The sequence below is a fragment of the Kyrpidia spormannii genome, assembly GCF_002804065.1.
In the GTDB taxonomy this organism is placed as follows: Bacteria; Bacillota; Bacilli; order Kyrpidiales; family Kyrpidiaceae; genus Kyrpidia; species Kyrpidia spormannii.
This window is the reverse complement of the sequence record NZ_CP024955.1, coordinates 2300668-2327399: the sequence shown is the minus strand read 5'-3', so window position 1 is coordinate 2327399 and position 26732 is coordinate 2300668. Positions and strand designations below refer to the sequence as shown.

Annotated in this window: 16 protein-coding genes, 2 tRNA genes, 3 rRNA genes and 1 pseudogene; 19 read left to right on the top strand and 3 right to left on the bottom strand. The window is 59.1% G+C overall.

The annotated features are described in order from the left end of the window. Window positions 1-91: 91 nt before the first annotated feature. From CVV65_RS11660 to zapA, 7 genes are all read left to right on the top strand, one after another. On the top strand, window positions 92-1429 hold the full coding sequence (locus CVV65_RS11660; RefSeq protein WP_100669460.1) for a TrkH family potassium uptake protein: 1338 nt from the start codon (window positions 92-94) through the stop codon (window positions 1427-1429). A gap of 12 nt (window positions 1430-1441) precedes the next feature. Continuing rightward, window positions 1442-2092: a potassium channel family protein gene (locus tag CVV65_RS11655; RefSeq protein ID WP_013076256.1), complete on the top strand. Its 651-nt coding sequence runs from the start codon at window positions 1442-1444 to the stop codon at window positions 2090-2092. An 11-nt stretch (window positions 2093-2103) separates the two neighbouring features. Continuing rightward, window positions 2104-2919 (top strand): TrmH family RNA methyltransferase, encoded by an 816-nt coding sequence (locus CVV65_RS11650; RefSeq protein ID WP_100668271.1) that lies wholly within the window; start codon window positions 2104-2106, stop codon window positions 2917-2919. 57 nt (window positions 2920-2976) lie between these two features. Further along, window positions 2977-3366: a DUF2512 family protein gene (locus CVV65_RS11645; protein ID WP_157935499.1), complete on the top strand. Its 390-nt coding sequence runs from the start codon at window positions 2977-2979 to the stop codon at window positions 3364-3366. Between the two features lie 151 nt (window positions 3367-3517). Next, the gene (pheS, locus tag CVV65_RS11640; protein WP_100668269.1) at window positions 3518-4555 is read left to right on the top strand and encodes a phenylalanine--tRNA ligase subunit alpha; all 1038 of its coding nucleotides are present in this window, start codon (window positions 3518-3520) and stop codon (window positions 4553-4555) included. 12 nt (window positions 4556-4567) lie between these two features. Continuing rightward, window positions 4568-6979 carry a phenylalanine--tRNA ligase subunit beta gene (gene pheT, locus CVV65_RS11635; protein WP_100668268.1) on the top strand — a complete coding sequence of 804 codons (2412 nt, stop codon included), beginning with the start codon at window positions 4568-4570 and terminating at the stop codon, window positions 6977-6979. 18 nt (window positions 6980-6997) lie between these two features. Further along, a complete protein-coding gene (gene zapA, locus CVV65_RS11630) occupies window positions 6998-7297 on the top strand; it encodes a cell division protein ZapA (RefSeq protein WP_013076251.1) in 300 nt (99 codons plus the stop codon). Window positions 7298-7356: 59 nt separating this feature from the next. Here zapA and CVV65_RS11625 read toward each other — a convergent pair whose 3' ends face one another. Next, window positions 7357-7707: a phage holin family protein gene (locus tag CVV65_RS11625; RefSeq protein WP_100668267.1), complete on the bottom strand. Its 351-nt coding sequence runs from the start codon at window positions 7705-7707 to the stop codon at window positions 7357-7359. A gap of 111 nt (window positions 7708-7818) precedes the next feature. On the opposite strand from CVV65_RS11625, the gene CVV65_RS11620 reads away from it, so the two are divergent. Further along, on the top strand, window positions 7819-10170 hold the full coding sequence (locus tag CVV65_RS11620; RefSeq protein ID WP_100668266.1) for an endonuclease MutS2: 2352 nt from the start codon (window positions 7819-7821) through the stop codon (window positions 10168-10170). A gap of 19 nt (window positions 10171-10189) precedes the next feature. Here the strand turns inward: CVV65_RS11620 and CVV65_RS11615 are convergent, their stop codons facing one another. Beyond that, a complete protein-coding gene (locus tag CVV65_RS11615; protein WP_100668265.1) occupies window positions 10190-12637 on the bottom strand; it encodes a transglycosylase domain-containing protein in 2448 nt (815 codons plus the stop codon). Window positions 12638-12762: 125 nt separating this feature from the next. On the opposite strand from CVV65_RS11615, the gene tyrS reads away from it, so the two are divergent. After that, complete coding sequence (gene tyrS / locus CVV65_RS11610) at window positions 12763-14004, top strand: tyrosine--tRNA ligase (RefSeq protein ID WP_100669458.1); 1242 nt, start codon at window positions 12763-12765, stop codon at window positions 14002-14004. Between the two features lie 92 nt (window positions 14005-14096). Continuing rightward, on the top strand, window positions 14097-14534 hold the full coding sequence (locus tag CVV65_RS11605) for an Hsp20/alpha crystallin family protein (protein ID WP_100668264.1): 438 nt from the start codon (window positions 14097-14099) through the stop codon (window positions 14532-14534). Between the two features lie 77 nt (window positions 14535-14611). Here the strand turns inward: CVV65_RS11605 and CVV65_RS11600 are convergent, their stop codons facing one another. Next, window positions 14612-15340, bottom strand: coding sequence for a M48 family metallopeptidase (locus CVV65_RS11600; protein ID WP_100668263.1), 729 nt, complete (start codon window positions 15338-15340; stop codon window positions 14612-14614). 150 nt (window positions 15341-15490) lie between these two features. On the opposite strand from CVV65_RS11600, the gene yunB reads away from it, so the two are divergent. The 9 genes and pseudogenes from yunB to ltrA all read left to right on the top strand — a co-directional run. Further along, a complete protein-coding gene (gene yunB / locus CVV65_RS11595) occupies window positions 15491-16381 on the top strand; it encodes a sporulation protein YunB (protein WP_232796785.1) in 891 nt (296 codons plus the stop codon). Window positions 16382-16660: 279 nt separating this feature from the next. Next, complete coding sequence (locus tag CVV65_RS11590; protein ID WP_100668261.1) at window positions 16661-18394, top strand: AMP-binding protein; 1734 nt, start codon at window positions 16661-16663, stop codon at window positions 18392-18394. Window positions 18395-18396: 2 nt separating this feature from the next. Further along, window positions 18397-19533, top strand: coding sequence for an acyl-CoA dehydrogenase family protein (locus CVV65_RS11585; protein ID WP_100668260.1), 1137 nt, complete (start codon window positions 18397-18399; stop codon window positions 19531-19533). Between the two features lie 217 nt (window positions 19534-19750). Beyond that, window positions 19751-21298: ribosomal RNA gene (locus CVV65_RS11580) — 16S ribosomal RNA — on the top strand. Between the two features lie 81 nt (window positions 21299-21379). After that, window positions 21380-21456 (top strand) — tRNA-Ile (locus CVV65_RS11575). A 3-nt stretch (window positions 21457-21459) separates the two neighbouring features. Beyond that, a tRNA-Ala gene (locus CVV65_RS11570) sits at window positions 21460-21534 on the top strand. A 525-nt stretch (window positions 21535-22059) separates the two neighbouring features. Continuing rightward, a 23S ribosomal RNA gene (locus CVV65_RS11565) occupies window positions 22060-25015 on the top strand. A 34-nt stretch (window positions 25016-25049) separates the two neighbouring features. Further along, a 5S ribosomal RNA gene (gene rrf / locus CVV65_RS11560) occupies window positions 25050-25166 on the top strand. The 16S, 23S and 5S rRNA genes sit together here with 2 tRNA genes alongside, the layout of an rRNA operon. A gap of 451 nt (window positions 25167-25617) precedes the next feature. Further along, window positions 25618-26433 (top strand): annotated as a pseudogene (gene ltrA / locus CVV65_RS11550) (group II intron reverse transcriptase/maturase); the annotation flags it as partial. Window positions 26434-26732 lie beyond the last annotated feature (299 nt).

The window sequence follows — 26732 nt, the reverse complement described above, 5'->3', positions numbered from 1 at the left end:
GTGATGATACATACTATCAGCGGACAAGCAGTCGGTACCTGGAGGCGAGGGGACCAGGGATTATACGGAATCAGATGGGTGGGTGACAGGGTTGTCGAGCCGGCCTTCAATATGGACCCCAGCCCGGGTATTGGTGTTGGGATTTGCTGCTGTTATCTTTGTCGGGGGGGTCCTTCTCAGCTTGCCCATCTCCTCCCAAAGCGGGCAGGGGCTGGACTTTCTGGATGCGCTGTTCACAGCGACGTCCGCGGTGTGCGTCACCGGGCTGGTGGTGGTCGATACCGGAACGTACTTCAGCCATTTTGGACAAGTGGTTATTCTTCTGCTTATTCAGATCGGCGGTTTGGGATTTATGACCGTGGCGACTTTCCTGCTCATCATGTCCCGGCACCGAATCGGTCTCAAGGAACGGCTGGTCATTCAGGAATCGCTCAATGTGGGCACCCTTTCTGGGCTGGTCAAATTTAGTCGCAATGTGGTGTTGATGACTTTGACGGTGGAGGGAATCGGCGCCCTCATCCTCGCTGCGCGTTGGAGTTTCGATATGCCGTGGTGGCGGGCGCTGTATTTCGGGGTTTTTCACGGCGTGTCCGCTTTCTGTAACGCCGGGTTCGATTTATTCGGGGATTTTCGCAGTTTGTCGGGTTATGCTGAGGATCCCGTCGTGAACCTGACCATCATGGCCTTGATCATCCTCGGGGGCATGGGCTTCACGGTGATCGTGGATCTTATGAAGCGTCGCCGGAGTCGGCGGCTGAGTCTTCATACGAAACTTGTGGTGATCACATCACTGGGGCTGCTGCTGGCGGGTGCGGCGGCGTTTTTGGCTTTAGAATGGAACCGGCCTCAGACTTTTGGACTATTGGATTGGAAGGGAAAGATCTTTTCGGCGTTATTCCTCAGCGTCACCAGCCGCACGGCGGGGTATACCACGGTAGATATCAGCCAGTTGTCCACTCCGTCTTTATTTTTGGATATCGTGTTGATGTTCATCGGCGCTTCGCCCGGTTCGACCGGCGGGGGAATCAAGACGGTCACTTTCGCCGCCATTGTCCTGTTTACCTGGTCCGTCATCACCGACAAGGAGAACGTGGTGTTGTACGGACGAACGATTTCCACAAAAACGATCTACAAGTCGTTGTCGATTGCGATTATGTCGATCATGTTGATCGCCACGTGGACCTTTATCCTGACGTTAATGGAGCCGGTCAATTTTATCCGTTTACTCTATGAGACGACATCGGCTTTCGGTACGGTGGGACTCTCCACGAATCTGACCCCCGAATTGTCCCCTCCGGGTCGGTTTATGATCTTATTGATGATGTATATTGGTCGGGTGGGGCCTCTGACCTTGGGGTTGGCTTTGGCGCAGCGGGGGAGGAAAAAGGCGGTCCTGCGGTACCCGGAAGAGAATTTGTTCGTGGGATAGGAGGTGGCTTTATTGAAACAATTCGTCGTCATTGGACTGGGCCGGTTTGGTTCCAGCGTGGCCAAGACGCTGTATCAAACGGGACACGAAGTGCTGGCGATCGACGGAGACCGGGAAGTGATCGAAGATATTATGGATTCGGTGACCCACGCGGTTCAGGCGGACGCGACGGACGAACAGGCGCTCCGGGCTTTGGGCCTGCGGAATTTTGACGTGGCCGTGGTCGGGATCGGTGGGGATATCCAGGCCAGTATTCTCTGCACCTTAATTGTCCGGGAGTTAGGGGTGCCTTTTATAGTCGCGAAAGCCCAGACCGAACTGCATGGGAAAGTTCTGTCCCGGATCGGTGCGGATCGGGTGGTGCACCCGGAACGGGACATGGGATTGCGGGTCGCGCATAATCTGGTCTCGCCCAACATTCTCGATTACATCGAGCTTTCGCCCGATTACAGCATCGCTGAAGTGGCGGCTGGTAAAGGAATGGTGGGGAAAACTTTGCGCCAACTCGACATTCGGGCCAAATATGGCTGCAACGTCATGGCCATTAAACGGGGGGAGAATATCAATATCTCGCCTCTCGCCGACGATCGGTTGAGGGAACAAGATATCCTCGTGGTGATCGGGAGTAATGAAGACCTTCGCCGATTGGAGGAGGAAGCATAGGGGGTGAAGGGGTGGGGGAGGAAGAGATCCGCTCCTTGCAGAACGCCCGGGTGAAAGAGTGGGCGGCCCTTCGGCGCGGCAAGGAGCGTCGGCGCCGGGGACTTTTTTTGGCCGAGGGCCCACATCTGGTGGGCGAAGCCTTACACTCCGGATTGGGGATTGAGGTCGTGTTGTTCGACCCTCGAGATCAGACGCCGGAGGTGGCCTCCTTGGTGGAGGAGGCCCGGGGGAAGGGATGTCCGGTACAGCCGGCAGACCGCCGGGTCTTGGAGCGAGTGTGTGAGGTGATCACACCCCAGGGGATTGCGGCGGTGGTGCGAATCCCCGAATGGCCGATACCCGGTTTTGCGGTGGAAGCGCCCGAGGAAGACCCGGTCTTGATGGTGGCTTTAGATGGCATTCAGGATCCGGGCAACGTGGGGGCGGTGCTGCGAGTGGCTCGGGCCGTGGGAGTCGCCGGAGTTTTGTGTGGGGAGGATACGGCAGATCCTTTCTCGCCCAAGGCAGTGCGGAGTTCTATGGGGGCCGCGTTTACAGTACCGATTCGACAGGGCCGACTGGTGGACATGATTGGCGAATGGCATGCTAAAGGTGTCGAGCCGGTGGAGACGGCCGTGGGCGAGGGAGTCCGCTATGACCGATGGAACTGGAACATCCCTGTGATGATCGTGCTGGGGAACGAGGGACGGGGAATCAGTCCGGAGGTTCGTCAGCTGTGTCGCGGGAAGGTCCACATCCCCATGCCTGGGGGAGGTGAGTCGTTGAATGTGGCGGTGGCAGCTGCCTTGCTATTATATGAGGCGCGGCGCCATCGAGGAGCGCTGTGAGTTTGCGGTATAGAAGGCAACCGGATCCGCCATCCTAGGGGAGAGGGGGGGATGCGGATGCGGGCACTGATGATCGGATTCTGGCGGGTGGCGGCCGCTTTTGCGAGCCTGTGGTTTATTCAGTTGTTTTTTCCATTATATGGATCGTTTTGGCTGGTTCACCTCGTGGCCGGAACGGTGGTGTTGGCGGGGGTGGGGTACTGGACCGATCGGTATGTGATCCTCAGGTGGAACGGGTTTGTCGCGGCCGTGGTGGATTTTGTTTTGGCCTGGGCGACGGTGTATCTCGTGTACGCGATTTTCCCCGGGGCGGTGATTACCGTCACCTTTGCGCTGCTTGTTGCGTGGCTGTACGCCTTCGTCGAGCTGCTGGTTCACTACTGGGTCTATCGGCGGGAGGACTGGGAGGGCCCGGATCGGGCCGAAGCGAAACAGCCCGGTCCCTGATTGGGTATCCGTTGCGATTGTCCCTTTCTTTCGCAGCTGGAATTGCGTATAATGAAGGCATTGAGTGGTCGGAACTGACGCGGGGATCATGATTCCGCGAGACCTTCGTTTGTCTGCGAAGGTTTTTTTGTTGTAAAAGGGAGGCCGGGTTGTGGAAGAAACCTTACGCGAGTTGGAAAGGCGCGCGTTACAGGAATTGGAGCAGTGCGAGGATTCGAACCAACTAGAGGCGTGGAGGCTGCGTTTTCTCGGGAAAAAAGGGCAATTGACCGCTGTTTTGCGCGGTATGGCCAAGCTGTCCGAGGATGAGCGGCCCCGGATCGGTCGACTGGCCAATGAAATCCGGGACGCTTTGGAAGAGGCCAGGGTTTCCCGGCAAGACGCGTTGAAGGAAAAAGAGCGGCGGCGGAGGCTGGAAAGCGAACGATTGGACGTTACTGTTCCCGGATGGCGCTTCACTGTGGGCGGCCTGCACCCATTGACCCGGATTATTGAGGAGATTGAAGAGATTTTTCTCGGCATGGGGTTCGAAATTCGAGAAGGACCGGAGGTCGAGCTGGACTACTATAATTTTGAAGCTCTCAACATTCCGAAAGATCATCCGGCCAGGGACATGCAGGACACCTTTTACATTACCGAAGAGATTCTGATGCGAACCCATACCTCGCCGATGCAGGCCCGGACGTTGGAAAAGACTTGTCCTTCCGTTCCGGTGAAAATCATCGTGCCCGGCCGAGTATACCGAAGGGATGAGGACGATGCCACCCATTCCCACTCCTTTGTTCAAGTCGAAGGGCTGATGGTAGACCGGGGGGTCCGCATGAGCGATCTCAAGGGCGTGCTCACCGTTTTTGTCCGGGGGATGTTCGGAGAAGATCGGCAGATTCGCCTGCGACCGAGTTATTTTCCGTTCACTGAACCCAGCGCAGAAGTGGACGTCTCTTGTCCGCTGTGCGACGGTGCGGGTTGCCGGGTCTGTAAGGGGAGCGGGTGGATTGAGATTCTGGGAGCGGGAATGGTCCATCCTTATGTGCTCGAGAAAGCGGGGTACGATCCCGATGAGGTGTCAGGCTTTGCCTTCGGTTTAGGGGTGGAACGGACCGCCATGCTGAAATATGGGATTGACGACATCCGCCATTTTTATATGAACGACTTGCACTTTTTGCGGCAATTCCGCCGGGGATTGTGAGGAGGTCTGGCAGTGAAGGTATCGTATCGGTGGTTACAGGAATGGATCGATCTCGACGATCTCAGTCCGGAGGAAGTGGCAGAACTCCTTACCCGGCACGGCGTGGCGGTAGAAACGGTGCGGCAGCTCAATCCCGGTCTTTCGCAGGTGGTGGTGGGGGAGGTGCTTGAGGTTCGGCCCCACCCGGAGGCTGACCGGTTGCGGGTTTGTCGGGTGGATGTCGGACGGGGGGATCCCTTGCAGATCGTCTGCGGAGCGCCCAATGCGGCTCCGGGCATGCGGGTGCCTACCGCTTTGGTGGGGGCCACGCTCCCGGAGACAACGATCGGGGAAGCGGTGTTTCGGGGTGTGGCTTCCCAGGGAATGCTGTGTTCCGCCAAGGAGATCGGCATGGAAGTGCGCCTTTTGCCAAAGGATCAGACAGAGGGCCTGTACGTACTCCCGCCCGATAGCCCGATAGGGAAGGACATCGTGGATGTGCTCGGGTGGGACGATGCGGTTTTGGAACTGGATCTCACCCCCAATCGGTCCGACTGTCTGTCGATGGTCGGCGTGGCCCATGAGTTGTCCGCGATTCTCGATCGCCCGCTCAAGTTCCCGGATTGGACCGAGGGCGGTGTGGCGGAAGGCCCGTCTCCGGTCCGGATCACTTTGGAGACGCCCCTTTGCCGGCGATATATGGCCCAAGTGATTGAGGGAGCTCGGCAGGCGTCCTCCCCACTTTGGATGCAGATGCGTCTCTTGGCGGCAGGCATTCGCCCGATTGATGCCATTGTCGACGCGACGAACTATGTGATGTTGGAACTTGGCCAGCCTTTGCACGCCTTTGATTTTGACCAGGTTAAGGGCGGGCATATTCGGGTGCGCACCGGGCATCCTGGAGAGCGGCTCAGGACCTTGGACGGCGTGGAACGAACGCTGGATCCTTCGATGATCGTCATTGCCGATGAGGCGCGTGCCATCGGTCTGGCCGGGGTGATGGGCGGCGAGAATTCCGAGATTACCGCCTCGACTACTCGAATCGTATTGGAATCCGCGTGGTTTGATCCAGTGAGTGTGCGGAGAACGGCTCGGCACCTCGGCCTCAGGTCCGAAGCAGGACTCCGTTTTGAAAAGGGCGTGAATCCCGAAGTGCTCCCCTTGGCCTTGGCACGGGCTTCCCGTTTCATTACAGCACACGCCGGCGGTCGGCTGGTGGGCGCTCCCGTGGACAAAGGGGACTTACACGAGGACCGGAAGAAGATTGTTCTTCGCCCGGATAAGGTCAATGAATGGTTGGGCGTGAAGGTAGAGCCGGGGGAGATGGAGCGGATTTTTGAACGCCTCGGCTTTGCCGTGGATCGGTGGGACATGAGGACCTGGCAGGTGGAGGTGCCTTCGCGGCGGCGTGACATTTCCCGGGAAATCGATTTGGCGGAAGAGGTGGCCCGGTTGCATGGGTACGATAACATCCCGGCGACGATGCCCGAGGGTCGGGTCACGGCCGCCGGCCGCACGTTACCGCAGCGGGTTCGGGGGGCCATCCGCCGCTTCTTGACTGATCTCGGGTTTTTCGAGGTCTGGACTTACACTTTGCAAAATCCGTCGGTCATAGGTCGGTTGAATGAGGGACGATCCCAGGAGTACCTGGCGGTTTTACACCCGATGTCCGAGGAGCGAACCGCCCTGCGCACGACGTTGTTGCCGGGATTGTTGGATGCGGCGGCCTACAATGTGCGACGTGACCAGCGGGAGATTGCAATCTACGAGATCGGCCGGGTTTTTCACCCCCGGGGCTTACCCGTCACCAACCTTCCCGATGAGCGAGAGCAAGTGGGGGCGCTCATCCTCGGCCGTTTCGGTCCGCACGGGATCGGCTGGGAAGGACGTCCGGCGGATTTTTACGCGGCCAAGGGGGTCACAGCTGCCGTGCTGGAGCGGCTTGGCGTTCAGGCGGACTTTGTCCCCGGGGTTCGCGAAGGTCTTCATCCCGGACGCACGGCACAGATCCAGGTTAACGGAGGGAAGATCGGGTGGGTGGGGGCACTTCACCCGGAGGTGGAGGAACGGTGGGGAATACCAAAGGGTTATTATATCGAACTGGATATGCAGGGCATCGTCAAGGGCTTACCTGGAGCAACCACCTATCGTCCGTTGCCTCGCTATCCCGGGATTTTACGGGACCTGGCACTTCTTGTTCCCCGGGAACGGGCCGCCCGGGAGGTGGAGGCTGGGATTCGGGAAAGCGGCGGCCCTTGGTTGGAGAATGTGGAGCTGTTTGACGTTTATGAAGGGGCTCAGGTCCCTCCAGGGTATAAAAGCTTGGCATTTCGTCTGTCCTACCGCGCCGAAGAACGGACGCTGACAGACGAAGAAGTGAACGATGCCCTCCGGCGGCTGATCGATACCCTGAGGGAGCGGGGCGTTCAGTTGCGGTCGGAGTGACGGGAGGGGGTGCTCCCGATGAGCACAGGGCAGGGGCAGAAGGAACCTGAATCCAATCGCGTTCGCGTGGATATTTACGGGCAGGATTATGCGCTGAAGGGACAGGCATCGGTGGAGTATCTCAGGCGGGTCGCGCGATTGGTGGACGAGCAGATGAAGGAAATCGGCGAACAAAATCCGCGCCTTGATTACAGCCGGATCGCTGTGTTGGCGGCGGTCAATATTGCGGACCGGTATCTACGGCTATGCGATGAATATGAGGACCTTTTAAGAAGTCTGGAGCGGGAGAGCGAGCCCCGCATCCGGGAAGAATCCTAAGAGAAAAGCCCAGGAGCTCCCTGGGCTTTTCTCGAAGGGCGTCCGGCCCGGACTGTGAGTTATGTTCGGTTTTCTTGGCGACTGAACTGGGTCGGGACAAACAAGTCGATAATCCCGATGACCAGGGATGCCAATAAAGCACCGAGGATGGTGACGCGCATGCCGGGCACAAAGAGTTGGGCCAGGTAGATCACGACGGCTCCGGACAGAAAGCCGATGATTCCCCGCCCATAGGGTGTCATTCGTTCCCCGAACAACATTTCGACGACCCAGCCCAATGCGGCGATGACCAGAGCGGCCAAGAGCGCACTCCAGAAGGTGAGTCGTCCGAATCCGGGGACGAGATAGCCCACCACCATGAGGACCAGTGCGGACACCACAAAACGAACCACAGCGCCGATGATGTTCACCCGTTCTGCCTCCTTTCGTGGGCGGTGCGGGTCCTGCGCCCATAGTATTCCCGGCGTTCGGTGAATCATGAGAGTACAGGTCGATTTCGGTGAACGAAGGGAGTTGTTGCCGTGGAACCGCGGACTTTGCGGGTTCTCGAATTTGAAAAGATTTGCCGGATCTTGGCAGACCACGCGCAAACGGACATGGGTAGGACCCTGGCTCTTGAATTGCTTCCTTCCTCCGACGAAGAGGAGGTTAGGTCTTGGTGCAGAGAAACGGACGAGGCTCAAGCTTGGGATCGGTTGGCGGGGGGAGTCTCTTTACAGGGAGCCACAGATGTCACCGAATGGGTACGCCGGGCTGCCCGCGGGGGAGTGCTGAGCCCCGAACAACTTTATGCGACAGCGGAACTGATGCGAGTTGGACGGCGGGTGCAGCGTTCTTTGGAACAGGTGCAATCCAAGGCCCGGACCCCTCAGTTGCAGGCCCTGGCCGACGGGATTCCCGAGTTGCCCGAGTTGGAGAAGGTGATCCGGGACAGCGTCGGGGAGGACGGCTCGATTCTGGATGGCGCCAGTTCGGAGCTGGCGGCCCTGCGCCGCCGGAAGAGGACGCTCGCCGAGCGAATTCGCGGGGCTCTGGATGAGTTGATTCGCAATCCGAACACACAGAAGTATCTCCAGGAACCCCTGGTCACCGTCCGTGATGGAAGATACTGTGTGCCTGTCCGGGTGGAGTTTAAAAACTCCTTTCGGGGGATCGTTCACGATCAATCGGCCAGCGGCCAGACCTGGTTCATCGAGCCCGCCGCCATTGTGCCGCTCGGCAACGAGTTGCGGGGACTGGAAGCTCAAGAGGAACGGGAAATCGAGCGTATTCTGATCCGGTTGAGCGCCTTGGTGGGGCAAGAAGAGGCTGGACTGTCCAAGGCGGTAGAATGTCTAGGCCGCCTCGATTTTGCGCTGGCGAAATCCCGGTTAGCCCAGCAGATGGACGCCGTGTCCCCGCACTTTGTGGGCGGCGGAAAATTGCGGTTGCGGCGGTGTCGGCATCCGCTGATTCCGAAGGAACGAGTGGTGCCCGTGGATGTCCTGATCGGCGACGAGTATCACGCCCTGATCATTACCGGGCCCAATACCGGCGGGAAAACGGTGGTGCTCAAAACGGCGGGACTGTTGACGTGCATGGCTCAAGCGGGGTTATTCATCCCGGCTGCAGAGGGAAGCGAGCTCTCGGTTTTTGAACGGATTTTTGCCGACATTGGCGACGAGCAGAGCATTGAACAAAGCTTGTCAACCTTCTCCGGGCATATGAAGCACATCATTGAGATTTTGGACCAGGTCAACGAGCGGAGTCTCGTTTTGCTCGATGAGATCGGCGCCGGGACTGACCCGGCGGAAGGAGCCGCCTTGGCCGAGGCGATTTTGCAGTTCTTAGTGGATCGCGGGATTCGGACCATTGCCACGACTCATTACGGCGATCTAAAAGCTTTTGCCTACACGACGCCAGGGGTGATGAATGCCAGTGTCGAGTTTGATTCCGAGACTCTGCGCCCGACTTATCGCCTCTTGATCGGCGTGCCCGGGCGGTCCAATGCTCTGGCGGTGGCGGCACGCCTGGGATTGGGGCAAGAAATCCTCGATCGCGCGCGACACCGGCTCGGCGCTGATGATGTGAGGGTGGAGGACATGATTCGGCAGTTGGAGACGGCCCGGAACCAGGCGAGGGAGGAGGCGGACCGGGCGCGCCTGGATCGGGAAGAGGCGTCCCGGCTTCGACAGCAGTGGGAGTCGGAGGTTCGCCGTTGGGAGGCAGAGGCGGATCAGCGGACTGCCCAGGCGGAGGAGCGCGCCCGGCGGATTGTGGTTCAGGCGGAACGGGAGGTCAAGGAGGTCCTGGAAGAGTTGCGCCGGCTGAGCCGCGAAGATCGATCCTCCCTTAAAGAGCACCAGTTTACCGAGCTGCGCCAGCGACTGGACCGCGTAAAGCCGGCCTTCCGCTATGGGCGCAGGGTTCCCTCGTCCAACGGGGAAGACTTCGGTACTCCGGGACCGGGAGACGCCGTGGAGGTGGTGTCTTTTGGACAAAAAGGCACGGTGCTGGAGATCCAGGGGAAGGAAGCTTTGGTGCAGATCGGGGCCCTGAAGACCCGGGTGCCAGTGGCCGCGCTGCGAAAGCAGAAAGCGCCTACCCCGGCGGCACCGGTGTCTGTGGCGGTGCGCCGGGGGGCAGACGGCGTGGGCATGGAACTGGACCTGCGAGGGAAGACCGTCGAAGAAGCCATACCCGAGATTGACCAGTACCTGGACCGGGCGGTGCTCGCCGGACTTGCCACCGTTCACCTCATCCACGGAAAGGGCACCGGGGCCCTGCGCAGTGGGGTGCAAACCTATCTTCGAAGCCACCCCCACGTGCGCTCTTTCAGAAACGGTGGGCCTGGGGAGGGCGGGCTCGGGGTGACGGTGGTCGAGCTGAAATAACGGTGGCATTTGAGCCGTATCACTCGTTTCCGGCTCCCGGCGTCGTCCCTGGTGGGTGGCCTGGTGCACCGCCATTTTGTTCCTGTTGGCCGTTGCCGTTCCCCGAGTTGGTACCTGGCGCGGATTGACCCTCCGAGGGGGTGGGCTGCGGCGTGTCGCCTCCCCCCAGAGGCAGCACTTCGCCGCCCCGGGGGTCTGGTGTTGAAGGTACCTCCAGTCCCGCATCTGTAGGAGCGGGCCCCGGGGGATGGGCCTTGCGTTGAATAAAGATCCCCCACCGGATCTCATCGGGCGGAGTGGCCGTGGTTGCCCGGTATTTTTTGCCGTCTATGACCGTGTAAGCTGCCCGAACGTGCACATCGCAGGCCGTTTTGGGCTCGGTTCCCTTCACAAACAACTCGCTCACCACGGTGCCCGCTGCCCGGCAAAGGGCGGTGGGGAGTTCTCCAGACTTGCTGCACACACTCACCCGGACCACACCCGACGGGGCGGAAGGGAAGCTGGCCGTGTGCAGCCACGGCCCGCCCCGGGCACGCTGAAGGATGTCTGCGAACACCTGAACGGCTCTGGGCCTTTCATCCCGTGGCGAGACACCGGGTACGGGATGTAACGGGAACGGGTAATTGTATCCCACCCAGACCCCGATGGTCACATCCGGGGTAAAACCGATGAACCACGAGTCGCGGTCGTCATCTGTCGTGCCTGTCTTGCCGGCGACGGCCATGGAAGGAAAGCGCCGTCCCACCGCGGATCCAGTACCCCGGCGTACCACGTCCCGAAGCATATCGGTGAGGATGTAGCTGGCTGCCGGCGAAAAAACCTGGGTTGTCTGATTGGCGTGCTGGTACACCGTACGCCCATCCCGATCGACAATCTTGGTGATCAAGTGAACCGGGTGTACAGACCCTTGGTTGGGAAAGACGGTAAAGGCGTTTGTAGCTTCTTCCACCGTCAATCCCCTGGACACCCCCCCGATGCCGGCACTGATCACGGCGTCGTCGGGCGTGAGGGTGGTGATCCCAAGTTTTTTGAGGTATTCCATCCCCACCCCCGGCCCCAGGCGGCTAAACACTTGCAGAGCGGGGATATTGTACGATTGCACCAAAGCCTCCCGAACCGTCATCATCCCGTGGAAACGGTTGTCAAAATTGTTTGGGCGGTAGCCCGGCCAGGAGGTTGGTACATCGTCGACGCCGCTTCCGGAACCAATCAATCCCCGGTCTACCGCCGGGCCGTACACGCCAATCGGTTTCATGGTGGATCCCGGTTGTCGCGGGAGCCGGGCATGATCGATTTGATCCCGGTTGTAATCCCGACCGCCGTATACAGCCAGGATACTCCCGTCCGAATTGTTGACGACCGCCGCCCCGACCTGCTCCATGGCATTTTTGATCGGGGTCGGTCTGCCGTTCAATAACGCGGAATAACCGATATCGGGTCGGTAGGATTGCCCGGACACCGCCTCGTTTACTCGATCTTGCAAATCTCGGTCGATGGTGGTTTCGATTCGGAAGCCTCCGGTGGCTAGAAGTTCCTTGGCTTTATCCAGGTCCGGGGCGAGGCCGCGTTGTACCAGCAGGGAAGCAGCGTCGTCTTGGACCTCATCCAGGATATACGGATATTTGGCCGCCGAGTGTTGGGATATCGGCCGCAAGGCCTTCTGGATGTCGAAGGCGAGGGCTTGGCGATACTGCTCCTCGTTGATATAATGCTGTTCCAACATTCGACTCAGGACGAGACTCTGTCGTTCTTTGGCGGCTGAAAAATGGCTGTACGGCGAGAACAGGGAAGGATTGTTGGGCAACGCGGCGAGCATGGCCGCCTCGGCCAGATTCAAATCTTTGGCGTTTACGCCAAAAAATGTATGTGCCGCTTGTTCGGCTCCGTATACGTTCATCGTCCCAACCTGGCCAAAGTAGGCCCAATTCAAGTAAGTGGTGAGAATCTCGTCCTTGCTCAACTTGCGTTCCAATTCGATCGCGAGTAGCGCTTCTTGAATCTTGCGGGTGAGGGTACGGGCTTGGTCGGGGAAAAACACGAGTTTCACAGTCTGTTGGGTGAGGGTGCTCGCCCCGCTGACAATCTGTTGGCCGCGGATGTTCTGCCAAAGAGCTCGAAAGATAGCTTGAATATCCACTCCGGGATGATGATAGAAGTCCTTGTCTTCTACGGCGATCACGCCATGGACCAGGTCAGGCGAGACCTCGGCCAAGGATGAGATGGGCTCCCGGGACCCGTCGGTCATGAGTAACCCTAACGGGCGACCTTCACGGTCGACCACCGTTGTGATTTGAGATAATTGAGACAATCGAGCCAAATCCAAGGGCGGGGCGGCCCGGGTGACCCGAACGGCGTACGTCACACCGCTTGCAAGAATGCCCAAAAAGGCCGCACCCGCTAAAATAGCTGCCCATAATAGCCATCTGCGTCGTTTAGGTTGTTCGGGAATCTGTACCTTTTCTTCCACATGATTTCCTCCTCGTCCGATGCATTTATTATAACAAAACCAGGGAGCGTTCTTGTGATTTTGTTTCGTTGACACTGGATATTGAGCTGAGGTACAGTGCGGAGGAGAAGGAGGATGGACGATTGATGGAAGCGTTCGACTTGTCCGCGGAACAGGAGGCGGAAGTGGCCAGACAACTCGATGTCATTCGCAGGGGTGCCGCGGAGATTGTACCCGAAGAGGAACTGGTGGAAAAGGTGCGCCGGTCGGTGTCCAGCGGAAAGCCGCTGCGGGTCAAATTGGGATTGGATCCCACCGCCCCGGATATTCATTTGGGGCACACGGTGGTGCTGCAAAAGCTACGCCAGTTCCAGGATCTCGGACACGAAGTGTATTTGGTGATCGGGGATTTCACCGGCCGCATCGGAGATCCTACAGACAAATCGGAGACGCGCCGCCAACTGACCGAGGAGCAGGTGCGGGCCAACGCGAAAACGTACGAGGAACAACTCTTCAAGGTGCTCGATCCCGGCCGTACCCACGTCGTGTTCAACTCGACCTGGCTGGCGCCCCTCACCTTCGCCGAGGTGATTCGGCTGGCGGCTTCTACCACAGTGGCGCGGATGCTGGAGCGGGAGGATTTTCACAAACGATTTTATGGGAGTTTGCCGATCAGCCTGCACGAGTTTTTCTATCCGCTCATGCAGGGATACGATTCCGTCGCCCTGCGGGCGGACGTGGAGCTTGGGGGAACAGATCAGAAATTCAACCTGTTGATGGGCCGGACGCTTCAGAAGGAGTTTGGGCAGTCCCAACAGGCGGCGGTGATGGTGCCCCTGCTCGAAGGGCTCGACGGCGAGAAAAAGATGAGCAAAAGCCTCGGCAATTACATCGGCCTGGATGATCCGCCCCGGGACATGTACGGGAAAGCCATGTCGATCCCGGATTCGTTGACGGTGAAATATTTTGAGCTCGTGACGGATCTGTCCAATGACGAGTTGGACCGGTTAAAAGTAGATTTGACAGAAGGACGGCTGCACCCGAGGGATGCCAAGATGCGCCTCGCCAAAACTTTAGTCCGCATGTACCACGGTCCGAATGCCGCCGAAGATGCGGAAGATCATTTTCGAACTATTTTTCAGGAACGACAACTTCCCTCAGACATTGAAGAGCGGCAAATTCCCCCAGGGCCTGTCTGGATTGTTCGCCTTCTGGTGGAGAACGGGCTAGCCGGATCTAACGGAGAGGCCCGGCGGTTGATCGAACAAGGCGGAGTGCGGGTAGACGATGAACGGATCGACAGCCCGGATCGGGAGATCGAGCCGCGGGAGGGCATGGTGGTCCAGGTCGGCAAGCGCCGGTTTCTGCGTTTCCGCATCCGGTCTTGATCCGTGCGACGGGAGGATGTGGCATGCAAGCTGTTCGGGCCCGGGAGCCATGCTAGGAGTGGTCCACGTGATCAAAAAGGGAGGGAGAGCCAATGCCACTTCCGTTGCCGGTGGACCCCCTGCGTCACCTGGAGTCTTTCCGGCGGGACGTCGGACGTTTACTGGACCCCGAGGTCTGGCGTACCGGTTGGGTCTCAGGGGCGCTTCCTCGGGTTGACGTGTACGAAACCGGGAATCAGGTGGTGGTTTCCTGCGATATTCCCGGTCTGCGCAAAGCGGACGACCTTGAAATCGACGTCGACGACGATCGGGTTCATTTAAGCGGGGTTATTGAAGGAGACGAGGAACGCCGGGACGACGATTTTCTCCAAAGAGAACGGTTTTATGGCCGTTTCTCCCGGACCGTCGCCCTGCCGGTGGAAGTCAAGCCAGAATCGGCCCGGGCGTCGTACCGCAATGGCGTTCTCGAGATCCGCATGGATAAGGCGCAGCCGTCCCGGGGGCGCCGGGTGAACATTGAGTTTCATTGACGGTCATGTCGGCCATGCGGGATGGGCCGACACAAAAGGGGAGGGCGCGCGCCCTCTTTTTTTGTGCCGCGATGCGGTCATAAATCGAGGGTCAAGCCATGCTCTTTCAGCCAGGCTTTGGCGTCGGCGTACGTGGGCAGCACCGATTCCACAAGTTCCCAAAAGCGGGGCGAGTGATCGAAATGGCGCAGATGAGCCAGTTCGTGAACAATGACGTAGTCCACAACGTGACGGGGTGCCATGAATATTCGCCAGTTCAAATAGATCGCACCCTTTGATGTACAACTTCCCCAGCGGGTTTTTTGATCCCGAATGGCCACCTTCGCCGGGAAACAGTGAAGCTTTTCCCCATAAACAGCGATTCTGCGCAGTGCCCAGTGATACCCGGCCCTCTGATACCACTCGCGAAACAGATGCGATAAACGTTCCCGGCGGGTTTCGGCATCCCAGGATGGGTTGATCTCCGCACAAAAATGCCCTTCACTCAGTTGCAGGGACCCCGGGGTGCCCACAAGGGTCTCTTTGATGTGGAGCGGGTAGGGTTGACCGAGAAAGTGAAAAACGTCTCCAGGGGAGTAAGTTTTTTTCGGAACACTCGCCCTAAGCCGGGCAAATTCCGTCCGTTTGGCGAAGATCCATTTTGCCTTTTGGCGGAGGAATTCCTCGATGGTTCCGATGGCGACCCCCAGGGGAGCCGAAACGCGAATGGTCCCGTCCCAACCCACGCGAAGGGTGAGGCGTTTTTTATTGGGGCGGAAAATCAGCGAGTATTCCAGGAGTTCGCCGTTCAAGTCGACAAAAGGCATGGATACACGTCCTTTCCCGGTTCCCGCCGGCCCTGCACCCCCCCCGGCACAATCTTCTGGCGTTTACCCGGTTTCAGTTCCTTCGCCGAGCAGGGGCATGCGCCCGATGGGGCTGGCATACCTATGCAGCGGGAGGAGATGTCCGTGCCCATGCGATTTGGCCGCCGTTTTCGCGCTGGATTTCGGCGCCGGGGCCCGGCCGGCCGCCGGTCGTTGGTACTGGCCGCCGCGGGAATTCTCGGCTTTCTGGTTCTGGCGTTCTACGTACTTGATTATAATATTCGTCCCGTTTTTGTGGATATCGCGAAAGGGATGGCCCGAAGGTTGGCTGCGGATGCCATCAACCGGGCGCTCGTGCAGACGGTCCAGCAAGGCGTCGATTACTCGAGACTCGTTACTTTGCAAACGGACAGGAACGGCCGGGTGATCGGAGCCACGCTGAACGAACAAGAGGTGCTTCGCCTGCAGACGGATGTCACCACCCGGGTGCAGGCGGTGGTCGATCACCTGGCCACCCAACAGATCAATGTCCCCATCGGGCAGGCGATGAACAGTTCCATTTTCTCGACCTTCGGTCCGATGATTCCCGTGTCGATCGTGCCCTTTGGCAGCGCAGAATCGGAAGTCCAGCAGACCACGAAACAGGCGGGGATCAACCAAACCATTCATGAGGTGGACATTAAAGTCCAAGCCCGTATTCAGATCCTCGCACCTTTTGTGGCGGAACCGCTGGACGTTCAGACGAGTGTGCCAGTGGCGTATATGGTCTTGGTCGGTGAAGTTCCCCAGTATTTCTTCGACGCCCGGGGACTGCCATTTTATCCACCCGGATTCGGTGTGGTCCCGCCGATTCCCGGGACGTCGTCCACGGGGGCGGGCGTGCCCCCGGCGGGCTCGAACACCCCCCAGGCGGGTTCGAATCTTCCATCGACGGGCTCAACGCCCCCTGAGAGCCCGGGTTCCACTTCGACGGGAGGGAGGGCCTCGGGGGGATCGGGGCCCTCCGGTTCGAGCAGTGCGCCCTCGGTGCCACCTCTTTGAACGACACAGACTCCAGTTGACGGCCACCCGGTTCACGGGCGGCATATTTCTTCTCACGGCGGTTTTCCCGCTTCGTATTTACCTCGGCTGCCGCCGTCACTTTTTTTATGCTGACCCTGTTTCTTGATCGCGGGCGAGGCCTCGCGCCGACGTCTATGGGTGGATGACGGCAACGTGAAGGGGAACGGAACGCATCCGGCTCCCCTTGATTTGTATGAATTTAACGATATAATCAATAATAGTCCGAGGATTACGCCTTTGTGGCGGGGAGGTGCGCACGTGAAGGAGCGGTCATGGCATCGGCATTGGCCGAAGGGATTGCCTTGGTCCTTATCATATCCCGATGTTTCGGTGGGGGCCATCTTTAAGGGAAGTGCCCGACGATTCGGACAGAAGGCCGCCCTGGTTTACAGGTCCCAGGTCTACTCGTTTTCGGAATTATACCGGGATTCCCTTCGCTTTGCATCAGCACTAAACAGGATGGGTCTCGGCAAGGGGGATGTCATTGCGATCCATCTCTTTAACATGCCTCAATATGTGATCGCGTATTATGGAATCCTGTTGAGCGGGGCTGTGTTCACGCCGATCAGTCCCTTGCTGCCAGTGGACGATGTCGCATTTCAGCTCCGGGATAGTGAGGCGTCGGCGCTGATCACCCACGAACGTCTGGCCGGGGTGGCGCGGCAGGCCGTAGAAGGTACCGGAGTGAAGCGGGTATTTGTCACGGGGGATGAAGAGATGGGTCCACCCTTCCGACCGATCGATACCGGATCTTTGGATGACGGCTGGCTGAGTCTTGGGAAGGTGTTATGTCAAGAAAGTCCTATGGAGCCCGATGTTCCCTTTCGGCCGGGGGAAGATCTGGCTCATTTGGCGTACACCGGGGGCACGACGGGCCGCCCCAAGGGGGTCATGTTGACTCACCGCCATGTCGTGGCCAACACGGTTCAATATGCCGCCTGGGGAACGGGTTGCCTGCCCAGGGTCGAGGACGGCGGTTTGGTACTGGAGCCGGTTGACCCAGCCCTCATCGGTGAGAACGCCGAATATCGCACGGCCCTTGGTGAAGCCATTCTCGTCAATATTACGCCGTGGTTTCACGCCATGGGGACGATCGGCTACCTGAACCACCCGATTCTAACCGGGACGACGATCGTGTTGCACTCGAGATTTGACCCAAGGACCTATCTCGAGGATGCGCGCCGGTATCAGGCGACCACTTTGGGAGGCGCGCCAGCCGTTTTCCACGCCCTCCTTCGGCAAATCGACTCAGGAAACGAGGTATTTCCCTCTGTCCGTCACATCAGCTCCGGAGCGGGCCCCTTGCCGGTGGAAACGATTGCTCGATTACAGCAGCATTTTCCGGAGGCCGTGGTGGTGGAGGCATATGGGATGACCGAAGTCACCATGGGTGCGACGTCGAATCCGTCGGGCCGCAGCGGTTTGCGCAAACCCGGCAGTGTCGGCATCCCGGTTTTTGACACCGATTGCAAAATTGCCCCAGTTGGCCGAGGGGAAGGGTCGTTGCCTGCGGGGGAGATCGGCGAGGTTTGCATTCGAGGTCCTCAGGTGATGAAAGGGTATTATCGCAAACCTGAAGAAACGGCCGAGGTTCTTAGGAACGGGTGGATGCACACGGGAGATTTAGGGCGGCTGGATGAAGACGGTTATTTATACATCGTGGATCGGATCAAAGACATGATCCTGTATAAAGGTTATAACGTCTATCCCCGGGAACTGGAAGAGCTTCTGCACAGCCATCCGGCGGTGGCCCAGGCCGCGGTGGTGGGCAAGCCGGATCGCGAAGCGGGTGAGATCCCCAAAGCTTACGTGGTTCGACGCCCGAATAGCGGGGTTTCGCCGGAGGAGTTGATGGGCTTTGTCAACGCCTCTGTCGCGCCTTATAAAAGGCTGCGGGAGATCGTATTTGTCGGTCAGTTGCCCGTGAGCGGCGCAGGCAAGGTGTTAAAGCGGGTCTTGCGGGAACAGGAAGAACAAGGAGGTCATATCTGAGAATGTTGCTGTCTTATACGCGCGAGCACGAGATGTATCGAGAATCGCTGAGAAAATTCCTGCAAAAAGAGGTTGAGCCGTATTTTCGGGAATGGGAGAAGGACCGCCAGGTACCTCGGGAGGTGTGGAAGGCGTTCGGAAGGCAGGGGTTTTTGTGCCCGTGGTTACCCGAGGAATACGGGGGCAGCGGAGTCGGATTTGAGTATGCGTTGATTTTGATTGAAGAAATGTCCCGGGCGGATGTGGATATCCCGATTTCTCTGCATTCCGAGGTGGTGGTCCCGTACTTGTACTCCTACGGGAATGATGAACAAAAACGCCGGTGGTTGCCGGGGTGTGCCTCCGGGGATTTGATCACCGCGGTGGCCATGACCGAACCGGACGCCGGGTCGGATTTGGCAGCCCTTCGTACGACCGCGGTACGGGATGTGGATACGTATATCTTGAACGGGCAAAAAGTGTTTATCACCAATGGCTGGGATTGCGACCTCGTGATCGTGGCTTGCAAGACCGGAAATGACCCGAAACCCCACCGAAACATCAGTTTATTGGTGGTGGAGGAAGGAACTCCGGGTTTTATCAAGGCGAAAAAACTTAACAAGATGGGACGCCACACGGAAGGGACTGCGGAACTCGTATTCGAAGACTGCCGGGTGCCGGCCAGGAATTTACTGGGTCAAGAAGGCAAGGGATTTTATTATTTGATGGAAAAATTGCAGCAGGAACGGTTGATCGCATCGATGGGATCGCTGTGCGCGGCCGAGAAGATGTTTCAGGAAGGCCTGGAGTATGCGAAGACGCGCCGGGCGTTCGGACAACCCATTGGATCTTTTCAGCACAACAGCTTCAAATTGGCTGAAATGGCGACGGAGGTCGAGATCGCCCGTACCTTCGTGGAACGGCTGGTGATGGAACACATTCAAGGTCGGGAGTTAGTGATGGAGGCATCGATGGCAAAATGGTGGGTGTCAGAGATGGCCAACCGGGTGGCCGCCCAGGTGCTTCAGTTGCACGGGGGGTACGGGTACATGGAAGAGTATCCGATCTGCCGACACTATCAAAATGTCCGGGTGGATACGATTTATGCCGGGACGAACGAGATCATGAAAAGCATCATTGCGAAACGGCTGGGTTTGTAAAACTCGGGATAACGGTTGACAGAAGGGCTCGGAGTTTGCTATGATGAATTCCGCTCGATGCGAGGTACGGTCGGGCGAAGGACGGCAGCGATGCGGGTTGGATTTCCCTATTGCACGTCTTGCGTAGATGTGATAGAATAACATCTGTCGCCGCTCGAAGCGGCACCTCGATCCTTGAGAATCAAACAGTACGCCATTCCAATCCCGGATGAATCTTTTCACGGAGAGTTTGATCCTGGCTCAGGACGAACGCTGGCGGCGTGCCTAATACATGCAAGTCGAGCGGGTCGCCCCGGGGCTTGCCCCGGGGAGGCCAGCGGCGGACGGGTGAGTAACGCGTGGGCAACCTGTCCGGCAGACCGGGACAACGCCTGGAAACGGGCGCTAATTCCGGATAGGCGCAAAGGGCGCATGCTTTTTGCGGGAAAGGGGAAACCCGCTGTCGGGTGGGCCCGCGTCGCATTAGCTGGTTGGTGGGGTAACGGCCCACCAAGGCGACGATGCGTAGCCGGCCTGAGAGGGTGGGCGGCCACACTGGGACTGAGACACGGCCCAGACTCCTACGGGAGGCAGCAGTAGGGAATCTTCCGCAATGGGCGAAAGCCTGACGGAGCGACGCCGCGTGAGGGAAGAAGGCCTTCGGGTTGTAAACCTCTGGCTTTGGGGACGAGGGCACCGAGGGGACTCGGTGAGGGACGGTACCCAAGGAGGAAGCCCCGGCAAACTACGTGCCAGCAGCCGCGGTAAGACGTAGGGGGCGAGCGTTGTCCGGAATCACTGGGCGTAAAGGGCGCGCAGGCGGCGATGCACGTCCGAGGTGAAAGGCAGCGGCTCAACCGCTGAGGGGCCTCGGATACGGCATGGCTTGAGGGTCGGAGAGGCAAGGGGAATTCCTGGTGTAGCGGTGAAATGCGTAGAGATCAGGAGGAATACCGGTGGCGAAGGCGCCTTGCTGGACGACACCTGACGCTGAGGCGCGAAAGCGTGGGGAGCGAACAGGATTAGATACCCTGGTAGTCCACGCCGTAAACGATGAGTGCTAGGTGTGGGTGGGGATGCCCATCCGTGCCGAAGGAAACCCAATAAGCACTCCGCCTGGGGAGTACGGCCGCAAGGCTGAAACTCAAAGGAATTGACGGGGGCCCGCACAAGCGGTGGAGCATGTGGTTTAATTCGAAGCAACGCGAAGAACCTTACCAGGGCTTGACATCCCTCTGACACCTTCAGAGATGAGGGGTTTCCTTCGGGGACAGAGGAGACAGGTGGTGCATGGTTGTCGTCAGCTCGTGTCGTGAGATGTTGGGTTAAGTCCCGCAACGAGCGCAACCCTTGCTCTGTGTTGCCAGCACGAGAGGTGGGCACTCACAGGGGACTGCCGGCGAGGAGCCGGAGGAAGGCGGGGATGACGTCAAATCATCATGCCCCATATGTCCTGGGCTACACACGTGCTACAATGGGCGGTACAACGGGGAGCGAAGGGGCGACCTGGAGCGAATCCCTGAAAGCCGTTCGTAGTTCGGATTGCAGGCTGCAACTCGCCTGCATGAAGGCGGAATCGCTAGTAATCGCGGATCAGCATGCCGCGGTGAATCCGTTCCCGGGCCTTGTACACACCGCCCGTCACACCACGAGAGTCGGCAACACCCGAAGTCGGTGGGGCAACCGACCGAGAGGGCGGAGCCAGCCGCCGAAGGTGGGGTCGATGATTGGGGTGAAGTCGTAACAAGGTAGCCGTATCGGAAGGTGCGGCTGGATCACCTCCTTTCTAGGGAGCAAGGCAAGGAGAAGGGGTTGGGGTGCGCGTACTGTTTGATTCTGAGGGAGCGAGGGCTGCAGGCGGTATCATGGGCCTATAGCTCAGCTGGCTAGAGCGCACGACTGATAATCGTGAGGTCAGTGGTTCAAGTCCACTTAGGCCCACCATGTGGGGGCATAGCTCAGTGGGAGAGCGCCTGCCTTGCAAGCAGGAGGTCAGCGGTTCGAATCCGCTTGCCTCCACCACGGAAACGGTTAAAGGGTGAGAACCGAAGAAAGGATTTAGACCACTCCTCGGAGTGGTTTTTTGTTGTGCGATGATTGCCTTTTGGCAAGGTCTTTTCACATTGTTGCCCCGGTTCTGTCAACACTTTTCGGCAACACTGCGGTTATAATAAAGATGCAGCCGGTTGCGGAAGAAAGAGCAGGGGGGAGCCTATGATCAGCGCAGTTCTCGGATTGGTAGGCGTTTTGACCGGCGTAGTCGAACAAACCCTCGGGACGTTGCTGGGTTTCCTTTTCTAATCACCTTCTCTCCTTGACAGGCATACGTGAGCCGAGAGAGTGCACCCCTTGCACTCTCTCATTTTTGGTTTTTCGGCTTTTCCAGGTGAGAGCGGTCCGGCGGGTTTGCCGCTGGGGCGATTTCCTCGAGGAGGGAGGAGAGGCTCAAGAATTCCCAGTTGACATTCTTGGCGCTATGTGCGATGATAAATATCGCGTCGCGAGATCGACGCACTCGTTCCTTGAGAACTGAAAAGCCACGCAGCGAGAGAAAGTAGGAAAGGCGCACGGTGGATGCCTGGGCGCTGGGAGCCGAAGAAGGACGGGGCGAACGCCGAAACGCCCCGGGGAGCCGTAAGCGGGCGTTGATCCGGGGGTGTCCGAATGGGGGAACCCGCCGTCTGGGAGAGGCGGCATCGGCGGCTGAATGCATAGGTCGTCGAGGGCAGACCGGGGGAACTGAAACATCTTAGTACCCCGAGGAGAAGAAAGCAACCGCGATTCCCCAAGTAGCGGCGAGCGAACGGGGAGGAGCCTAAACCGGTCTTTAAGGGGGCCGGGGTCGAGGGGCGTCCCATGAGGAGTGAGAAACCGGGTTGGTAGGAGAAGGGTCTGGGAAGGCCCGCCGGAGAGGGTGAGAGCCCCGTATCCGAAACCGACGCGGCTCCGGGGCGGACCCCGAGTAGGGCGGGGCACGAGGAATCCCGCTTGAATCCGGGAGGACCACCTCCCAAGGCTAAATACTCCCCAGCGACCGATAGCGGAGAGTACCGTGAGGGAAAGGTGAAAAGCACCCCGGGAGGGGAGTGAAAAAGGACCTGAAACCGTGTGCCGACAAGCAGTCGGAGGGCGTCACAGAGCCTGACGGCGTGCCTTTTGTAGAATGAACCGGCGAGCGGCCGTATGAAGCGAGGTTAAGGCCTTCAGGGCCGGAGCCGAAGCGAAAGCGCGTCTGAAGAGGGCGAGAGTTTCATGCGGCAGACCCGAAACCGGGTGATCTACCCCTGACCAGGGTGAAGTGGCGGTGAAACGCCATGGAGGCCCGAACCTGTTGGTGTTGAAAAACCATAGGATGAGTTGGGGGTAGGGGTGAAATGCCAATCGAACCCGGAGATAGCTGGTTCTCCCCGAAATCGCTTGAGGGCGAGCGTGCGGCGAAGAAGGCGGGGGCGGTAGAGCACCGATTGGGGGAGGGGCCCGCGAGGGTTACCGAGCCGAGTCGAACTCCGAATGCCGTTGTCGGATGCCGTGCAGTGAGACTACGAGTGATAAGATCCGTGGTCGAGAGGGGAACAGCCCAGACCGACGGCTAAGGTCCCCAAGGGCGGGTTAAGTGGGAAAGGAAGTGGCCGTGCGAAGACAACCAGGATGTTGGCTTAGAAGCAGCCATCATTGAAAGAGTGCGTAATAGCTCACTGGTCGAGTGCGGCTGCGCCGAAAATGAAACGGGGCTGAAACCCGCGACCGAAGCCTCGGACAGGAGACTGTGGTAGGGGAGCGTTCCCGCGTGGGGGAAGCACGACCGCAAGGGCGTGTGGACAGGCGGGAAGTGAGAATGCCGGTATAAGTAACGAAAGACAGGTGAGAATCCTGTCCGCCGAAAGCCGAAGGGTTCCTGGGGAAGGTTCGTCCGCCCAGGGTTAGTCGGGACCTAAGCCGAGGCCGAAGGGCGTAGGCGAAGGGCAACGGGTGGAGAATCCCGTACCACCGAGGTCCGTTTGAGCGAAGGGGGGACACAGGAGGACAGGGGAGCGGCCGGCTGGAAGAGGCCGTCCAAGCGGCGAGGGTGTTGTGCAGGGAAATCCGCACAACGGGCGCCTGAGCCGTGAAGGGGAGGGAAGCATGAGTACCGAAGTCCCTGGGTTCACACTGGCGAGAAAAGCCTCTAGCGAGGACCTGGGTGCCCGTACCGGAAACCGACACAGGTTGGCACGGAGAGGATCCGAAGGCGACCGGGAGAACTCTCGTTAAGGAACTCGGCAAAATGGCCCCGTAACTTCGGGAGAAGGGGCGCTCCGGTAGGGTGATGGGCCCCGCCGGCCTTGGCGAAAGCCATGGGCCGGTGGGACAAAGCCCGAGGGAGCCGCAGAGGAGAGGCCCAAGCGACTGTTTAGCAAAAACACAGGTCTCTGCGAAGCCGGAAGGCGAGGTATAGGGGCTGACGCCTGCCCGGTGCTGGAAGGTTAAGGGGAAGGGTGAGAGCCCTGAACCGAAGCCCCAGTAAACGGCGGCCGTAACTATAACGGTCCTAAGGTAGCGAAATTCCTTGTCGGGTAAGTTCCGACCCGCACGAAAGGCGTAACGACTTGGGCGCTGTCTCAACGAGAGACCCGGTGAAATTGTAGTCCCTGTGAAGATGCAGGGTACCCGCGGCTAGACGGAAAGACCCCGTGGAGCTTGACTGTAGCCTGATATGGGAGATGGGTCGGTCATGTACAGGATAGGTGGGAGGCAGGGAACTCCGGGCGCCAGCCCGGGGGGAGCCGACGTTGGGATACCACCCTTGGCGGATTGATCTTCTAACCTGCGGCCGTGAACCGGTCGGGGGACAGTGTCAGGTGGGCAGTTTGACTGGGGCGGTCGCCTCCTAAAAGGTAACGGAGGCGCCCAAAGGTTCCCTCAGCGCGGATGGACATCGCGCGGCGAGTGCAAAGGCACAAGGGAGCTTGACTGCGAGAGAGACAACTCGAGCAGGGACGAAAGTCGGGCTTAGTGATCCGGCGGCACTGAGTGGAAGGGCCGTCGCTCAACGGATAAAAGCTACCCCGGGGATAACAGGCTGATCTCCCCCAAGAGTCCACATCGACGGGGAGGTTTGGCACCTCGATGTCGGCTCATCGCATCCTGGGGCTGAAGTCGGTCCCAAGGGTTGGGCTGTTCGCCCATGAAAGCGGTACGCGAGCTGGGTTCAGAACGTCGTGAGACAGTTCGGTCCCTATCTGCCGCGGGCGGAGGAAACTTGAGAGGGGCTGTCCTTAGTACGAGAGGACCGGGATGGACCGACCGCTGGTGTCCCAGTTGTGCCGCCAGGCGCACCGCTGGGTAGCCAAGTCGGGGGGGGAGAAGCGCTGAATGCATCTAAGCGCGAAGCCCGCCTCAAGATGAGGTTTCCCACACCGCAAGGTGGTAAGACCCCTTGGAGAAGACGAGGTAGATCGGTCCGGCGTGGAAGCGCCGCGAGGCGTGAAGCGGACGGATACGAATCGGTCGAGGCTTTCTCAAGCTGTGGTGGCTTTTCGGTTTTGAGGGAACGAGGGTCGGGTGACGAGAGCGGAGGGGAAACACCTGTCACCATTCCGAACACAGAAGTGAAGTCCTCCAGCGCCGATGGTACTTGGGCCGCAGGGCCCTGGGAGAGTAGGACGTTGCCGGGCGCGTTCCCGCAAGCCCCGCAGGATCTTTCCTGCGGGGCTTTGTGTGTGTGCCCGGCATGGGCGTTGACTTGGTGGTGAAAGTCCACTGCAGGCGAGGCAGCACGAGTCTGCTAGCCAAAGGCAAGGGTGTCCGCTGCGAGGCGGAATCCGAAGGAAGCCGGAGGCAAACCCACGGTCCGATGAACAAGAACCTCATACGAGGCTGCGCCGTTCGGATGAGCTGGCGCAACACAGCGAAATCCAAGGCTGCCAAGGAGCGGTGGAGTATATGAGGCGGGCGCGGGGGGAAGGTCAGCGTTCTTACCCGGGGAGGCCTGCCGGACACGCCAGAGAAACTGGCAACCCGAACCGAGAGGTTCGGCTGAACCGGCAGGAGTCAGCAGAGGGCATAGTACTCCGGGGATCATGAACCTGAGAGGAAGGCCCGAACATCAAGTCAGAGGTGAGACCGGTGCGTTCGCGAGAAGGACGAAGACAGCCGAAAACCCTGAACAGGGACTGCCCACGGGAGGAAGTGGTGAAGCCACGGGGGATCGTGGGAGAGCCGAGCCCTTCTCCGGCACAAAGCGGAACCTCACCTCGCGGGGATCAAGGTGATAGCCTGATGGAGAAGGTGGTGGCCAGGGATAACATGCTGGCCGCCCTGAAGCGGGTGGAGCAGAACAAGGGTGCCCCCGGCGTGGACGGCATTCCCACGGAAAACCTCCGGGAACAGATCCGAGCCGAGTGGCCGCGCATCCGGGAAGAACTGCTCGCGGGGACCTACCGACCGCAGCCCGTGCGCCGGGTCGAAATCCCGAAACCCGGGGGAGGCAAGCGGATGCTGGGGATCCCCACCGTGATGGACCGCCTGATCCAACAGGCCCTCCTGCAAGTGCTGACGCCGATCTTTGACCCGGAATTTTCGGAGGCCAGCTACGGGTTCCGCCCCGGAAGAAGGGCCCACGACGCGGTCAAGAAGGCGAGGCAGTATGTGGAAGAAGGATACGAATGGGGCGTGGACATGGACCTGGAAAAGTTCTTTGACCGGGTGAATCATGACATCCTTATGGCCCGGGTAGCCCGGAAGGTCACGGACAAACGAGTGCTCAAGGTTATTCGCCGGTACCTCCAGGCAGGGATCATGGTGAACGGGGTGGTCATGGAAAGGGAGGAAGGGACGCCACAGGGCGGGCCGTTGAGTCCACTGTTGGCGAATATCCTTCTGGATGACCTGGATAAAGAACTGGAAAAGAGGGGCCACAGGTTCGTCCGGTATGCGGATGATGGTGCGCCACGAAGGCGACGAGCTAGGTGATGGCTCGAAGGCCATGCCGAATCGAAGATGAGGGCAGGCCCCTCGAAGTCGCCATGCAGGTGGAGGCTTCAAACCACCGTAAGCTGCTGTGGACAAAAGCCATGGTAGTGAGCGTTACGGAAAAGGCGAGGGCCAGACCTCGTCAGGTGCGTGCCGATGGAGACGAACACCAGTGAACCGCTGATAACGTGTCGAAAGCGTAGGGACGTCATCAAAACCGGGAGGTAGTCGTTAGCCCGGGATCAGTCTGGAGGAAACCTGCTTACTGT